Source organism: Streptomyces sp. WAC 04229, assembly GCF_003947455.1.
GTDB lineage: Bacteria > Actinomycetota > Actinomycetes > Streptomycetales > Streptomycetaceae > Streptomyces.
Genome location: NZ_QHJH01000327.1, coordinates 1 through 4,183, shown reverse-complemented (window position 1 = coordinate 4,183; position 4,183 = coordinate 1). Strand labels below are relative to the sequence as shown.

Sequence of the window (4,183 nt, the reverse complement as noted above, 5' to 3'; positions counted from 1 at the left end):
CGTCACCCACGACCGTCCCGCCGACGATCTCGGCGATCTCACCGAGGCTGAGCGGGACCATGCCTACGCGGCGCGGGAGCCCGCGAGCAGGAGCGAGGCCGGCGAGGTAGAGGTACGAGGAGGCTGGTTCGCTGGAGGTCACGCTTCAAGTCAAAGCGGTGAGGCGTTGCCGGCGCGTATGCGGTTTTGGATACGCCGACGATATGTTACCCGGCGGTAGTATATCGTCGGCGTATCCAAAACCGCATACGTTGCGGCAACGCCATGCCGCCTTGAATGCAGGCATGACCTCCAGCGAACCGGCACACGCGGCGGCCCGCCGCACCCGGTCGCCCGCGTCCCCGCATTCCGCGGCCGTCGCACTCGCACAAGCCGCGGTCACAGGCGCGCCGAGTGGTCACACCCTCGGCGGCACGGTCAGCATCTCCCTCACCAACTTCCCGGAATTCGAAAGCAGGAACCGGCATGGACAAACTGAAAGTCGGAATCGTATTCGGGGGCTGCTCCGAGGAACACCCCGTCTCCGTCAAGTCCGCGCACGAGGTCGCAAAGAGCATTGATCTCACCAAGTACGAACCCTTCTACATCGGGATCACGAAGAGCGGTGCCTGGAAGCTTTGCGACAGCCCCGGCCCGGACTGGGAGAGCGGCAACTGCCGCCCGGCGCTGCTGTCACCGGACCGAAGCGCAGGCGGACTCCTCGTTCTGGAGCAGGGGCGGTACAGCACGGTCGACCTGGACGTCGTGTTGCCGATCCTGCACGGGAAACTCGGCGAAGACGGCGCGATGCAAGGCCTGCTGGAGATCACCGGCATCCCCTACGCCGGCTGCGACGTGCAGAGTTCCGCTCTCTGCATGGACAAATCCCTGACGTACCAGATCATCAGGGGCGCGGGGATCGCCACACCGAACTTCCGGATGCTGGCGGCGGACGAGAACATTGACCCCGAGGAGCTGATGTACCCCGTCTTCACGAAGCCGGCCCGTTCGGGTTCGTCCTTCGGCGTCAGCAAGGTTTCCCGGAAGGAAGAACTGCTGCCCGCCGTAGAAACCGCGCGGCAGTACGACTCGAAGGTGCTGATCGAAGAGGCCGTCGCCGGCAGCGAGATCGGATGCTCCATCCTGGGGAATGAACTGGAACTGATCGTGGGCGAGGTGGACCGGGTCGCACTGTCGCACGGCTTCTTCAAGATCCACCAGGAGGAAAACCCGGAGAGCGGGTCCGAGAACTCGACGTTCATCGTTCCCGCCGACATTTCCGCGCAAGCGCGATCACTCGTTCAGGAGACGGCAAAGGACATCTACCGCGCGCTGGGCTGCAGCGGCCTGGCACGGGTGGACCTGTTCCTCAAGGAGGACGGAAGTGTGGTCCTCAACGAGGTCAACACACTGCCCGGCCTGACCTCCTACAGCCGCTACCCGAGGATGATGGCGGCCGCCGGGTGGACGCTGACCGAAGTGATCGACCGGATGGTGTCGTTGGCACTGACGGGGAAGATGCGATGAAGGACAACTTCGCCTTCCTCGACGAATACGTGCCCGGAATACGCTGGGACGCCAAGTACGCCACCTGGGACAACTTCACCGGCAAGCCCGTGGACGGCTACCTGGCCAATCGAATCGTCGGCACCAAGCCCTTGTGCTCGGCTCTGAAAAGGGTGCGGGAAAAAGCCCGTGCCCATGGCTTCGGCCTGCTCCTGTGGGACGGATACCGCCCCCAGCGCGCCGTGGACTGCTTCATGCGCTGGTCCAGGCAGCCGGAGGACGGCCGTACGAAGCAGCGGCACTATCCGCACATCGACCGGGCCGAGATGTTCGACAGGGGCTATGTCGCCGAGAAGTCCGGCCACAGCCGGGGCAGCACCGTCGACCTGACGCTCTACCACCTGGCCACCGGAGAGCTGGTCGCCATGGGCGGTGGCCACGACCTGATGGACCCGATATCGCATCACGGAGCACAAGGGATCACACCGGCCGAGGCGATGAACCGGCAGCACCTCCGCTCCCTCATGGAGGCATGCGGTTTCCACCCCTACGAGTGCGAATGGTGGCATTACACCTTGAAAGACGAGCCATACCCGGACACCTACTTCGACTTCCCCGTCACCTAGTGAGTGAGAAAGAAAACGCCGTGACAGGACACCACGGCCACTGGTGCCTCCGGTGCGGGTGCAGCGATCACGGCGGGCCGGCCGGCGACCTCGGCCGGGCGGTCCCGCTGTTCGAGCAGACCCTGTCCGACACCGTGCGGGTGCTGGGCAAGGACCACCCTGACACCCTGACCGCCCGCAACAACCTCGCCTGCGCCTACGAGTCGGCCGGCGACCTCGGCCGGGCGGTCCGCCTGTTCGAGCAGACCCTGTCCGACACCGCGCGGGTGCTGGGCAAGGACCACCCCGACACCCTGACCGCCCGCAACAACCTCGCCTGCGCCTACGAGTCGGCCGGCGACCTCGGCCGGGCGGTCCCGCTGTTCGAGCAGACCCTGTCCGACACCGCGCGGGTGCTGGGCAAGGACCACCCCGACACCCTGACCGCCCGCAACAACCTCGCCAGCGCCTACGAGTCGGCCGGCGACCTCGGCCGGGCGGTCCCCCTGTTCGAGCAGACCCTGTCCGACACCGCGCGGGTGCTGGGCAAGGACCACCCCGACACCCTGACCGCCCGCAACAACCTCGCCTACGCCCACCAGTCGGCCGGCGACCTCGCCCGGGCGATCCCCCTGTACGAGCAGACGGCAAACGCCCGGGCCCAGCTCCTGGGGGAGGACCACCCCTCCACCCTGACCACCCGCAACAACCTCGCCTACGCCTACCAGTCGGCCGGCGACCTGAGCCGGGCGATTTCACTGTTCGAACAGACCCTGTCCGACGCCGTCCGGGTGCTCGGTGACAACCACCGACTGACCCAGGCAGTCCGCTGCGCTCACCTCGCCGCTCGCGCCCTGAAGGCCGTCGAAGCCGCCACCATGAGGGGAACTTGCACCTCGGCCCGTGGACGGTGTGTCAGCCACGGTGATTCCTGCTGACGAAGGACAGACAGTTGGTCAGAGAGTTCTCCACGGTGTCGCGCAGGGCGTGGTCCGTGTAGTAGGCGGTGTGCGGACTGATGAGCGCATTCGGCAGCTCCTGCAGTCGCAACAGCCCCTTGCTTTCCAGCGGTTCGTTGCGGCAGTCGGCGTAGAACACGCCGTCCTCGCCTTCGATGACGTCCAACGCCACCCCACTCAGCCTGCCGTTCTCCAGCTGCTGCACCAGTGCCTCGGTGTCGATGAGCGCACCACGAGCGGTGTTGACGATCAGCGCGCCGTTCTTCAGCTGCGCCAGGCGCTGCCGATCCAGCAGATGGTGCGTCTGCGCGGTGAGCGGCGTATGCAGCGTGACCAGGTCGCTGCGCCGCAGCAACTCATCGAGGGGAAGGAACTCGACACCGGCGCCGGGGCGGCCCACGGGACCCTTGTCATGGGCCAGGATGCGGCAGCCGAAACCCCGCAGCCGGTCGATGACCGCCGCGCCGATACGGCCCGTCCCGATCACTCCGACCGTCAGATCGCGCAATTCCCTGCCACGCGTCTCGCTCAGCCGGTAATCATGCATGTCGGTGCGCCGGATGACGGCCTTCGCATCCCGTACCGCCATCAACATGAGCATCAGCGTGTAGTCGGCCACACTGTCCGGCGAGTAGGAGACGTTTTCGACAAGGATGCCGATGCTGTCCGCGTATTCCACATCTATGTGGTTGTAGCCGATACTCCGGGTGGAGATGTAGCCCACGCCGGCTCGGCCGAGCGCACGCAAAGTGGCGTGGGTGACGGGCGTTTTGTGGCCGATGCTGACGCACCGGCTACCGATGGCCAGTTCAGCATTGGCTTCGGACACCGGTGCGTCGGTGATGGCCGGCTGCACCCCGAGGCCGGGGGCCAGCTCGCGGAACAGAGCCGCTTCGTCCGGGCCGCACCCGTAGATGGTGATGCGGGTCGTTTCGCTGTGGGTCATACCTCCAGTCAAGGAGGCCTGCTGTTGCCGCAACGTATGCGGTTTTCGATATGCCCGCGATACGCCCCACAGCCTTGACTGGAGGCATGACCCACACAGCACGCGACCTGACCTCCGGAAAATCCACATGATTCCGCTCAGCCTCGGTGAGATCGCCGAGATCGTCGGCGGGACGGTCGTGGGTGACA

General features: G+C 65.9%; 4 protein-coding genes. 3 read left to right on the top strand and 1 reads right to left on the bottom strand.

What is annotated here, in order from left to right; all coding sequences use genetic code 11:
- Positions 1 to 465: 465 nt before the first annotated feature.
- From vanA to DMH12_RS37510, 3 genes are read left to right on the top strand one after another with little or no spacing between them, the layout of a single operon-like run.
- Positions 466 to 1,506 (top strand): D-alanine--(R)-lactate ligase, encoded by a 1,041-nt coding sequence (gene vanA / locus DMH12_RS37520; RefSeq protein ID WP_125495743.1) that lies wholly within the window; start codon positions 466 to 468, stop codon positions 1,504 to 1,506.
- Positions 1,503 to 2,111, top strand: a complete 609-nt coding sequence (gene vanX / locus DMH12_RS37515) for a D-Ala-D-Ala dipeptidase VanX (RefSeq protein WP_125495742.1) — start codon at positions 1,503 to 1,505, stop codon at positions 2,109 to 2,111. The genes vanA and vanX overlap by 4 nt, the downstream gene beginning before the upstream one ends.
- A 20-nt stretch (positions 2,112 to 2,131) precedes the next feature.
- Complete coding sequence (locus DMH12_RS37510) at positions 2,132 to 3,028, top strand: tetratricopeptide repeat protein (RefSeq protein ID WP_221763160.1); 897 nt, start codon at positions 2,132 to 2,134, stop codon at positions 3,026 to 3,028.
- On the opposite strand, the gene DMH12_RS37505 is transcribed toward DMH12_RS37510, so the two are convergent.
- Entirely contained in the window at positions 3,006 to 3,995 is a 990-nt protein-coding gene (locus DMH12_RS37505; RefSeq protein WP_125495740.1) for a D-isomer specific 2-hydroxyacid dehydrogenase family protein, read from the bottom strand. The two genes, DMH12_RS37510 and DMH12_RS37505, sit on opposite strands and share 23 nt — an antisense overlap.
- Between the last annotated feature and the right edge of the window lie 188 nt (positions 3,996 to 4,183).